Raw genomic sequence first — 1,008 nt, 5'->3', positions numbered from 1 at the left:
CTTGAGTGTTGAGTTGTTTGACTAGTGTTTTCTAATTTATTGTTTGTTACTGCTTGTGTAACAAAAAAGATACTTACACCTAGAATAATAACAGTGCATACAGAAGTGACAGCCAATATGATTTTGTGTGTATGTTTCATTTTATCGTCCCCTACTACTTTTTGATTTCAAAAACCCCCGTAAGCTTTTCTTAACCTTTTGAAAAACTTCCCATAACCATTGTAACGAATATAGGGTTCTGTTGCAAAGTTTTAAATCTACTATCAAATAAGGTAGAATAATAGAAAAAGATAGCAGGAGGAATGACGATGAATCATTTTAAAGGAAAGCAATTTCAGCAGGATGTGATTATTGTAGCCGTGGGCTACTATCTTCGTTATAACCTTATCCACGGTGTTCAAAAAGCAACTCCTCAGCAATAAGCGCTAGATTTCCAAAATATGAGAAACTATTTTAGAAATCTAGTTCTTATTTGCTCGGAGCTGGACGCTTCTTTCACAACCTCTATCCTCGATCTTTTTGGTCATACACTTCTTTGACGTTGATAAATTGATCAAGTATTGGATTTTCTCCTTTTAGGTCAGCTTCGAAACGGATACCGTCAATATTGATTCTGGCGTTACGGTAGTAGTCAGTTCCTAGTTGTCCCCATGCAGGAGTTGAGGCATCGACATTGCAGAAGATATCAAATCCTTGTTGTTTCAAGTAAGCAAATTTTTGATTTGCTTCAGAATAAGGTTGCCAATCGCTGATGTCAGCGCCAAATGGGTAGATCAAAATATTTGTTTTGCCTAAAATAGGTGCAACTTCATTTTGCCAACGTTCATTATCTTGTTGGATATCGGCTAAAGAAGCTTGTGTCATATTCAAGTGTCCCCAAGTATGAGAAGCAAAACTCCAACCATCTTTCTTTGCCGGCTCGACACCGGCGCCGAGTACCGGCTGCGGCCGGTCGCGACGGGGCCGTACCGCCTCGTCTCGTACACCCGGGGTGAACTCGCCGTGCTG

General features: G+C 40.2%; 1 protein-coding gene and 1 pseudogene. One reads left to right on the top strand and one right to left on the bottom strand.

Annotated features, from left to right (window positions below; translation table 11 throughout):
* Positions 1-308: 308 nt before the first annotated feature.
* Positions 309-392 (top strand): annotated as a pseudogene (locus AB0912_RS35965) (IS6 family transposase); the annotation flags it as partial.
* Between the two features lie 112 nt (positions 393-504).
* Here the strand turns inward: AB0912_RS35965 and AB0912_RS35960 are convergent.
* A partial coding sequence (locus AB0912_RS35960) for a polysaccharide deacetylase family protein (RefSeq protein ID WP_366707545.1) occupies positions 505-1,008 on the bottom strand: 504 nt, incomplete at its 5' end.

Source organism: Streptomyces sp. NPDC007084, from assembly GCF_040703595.1.
GTDB lineage: Bacteria > Actinomycetota > Actinomycetes > Streptomycetales > Streptomycetaceae > Streptomyces.
This window is presented reverse-complemented; position numbering and strand designations above follow the sequence as displayed.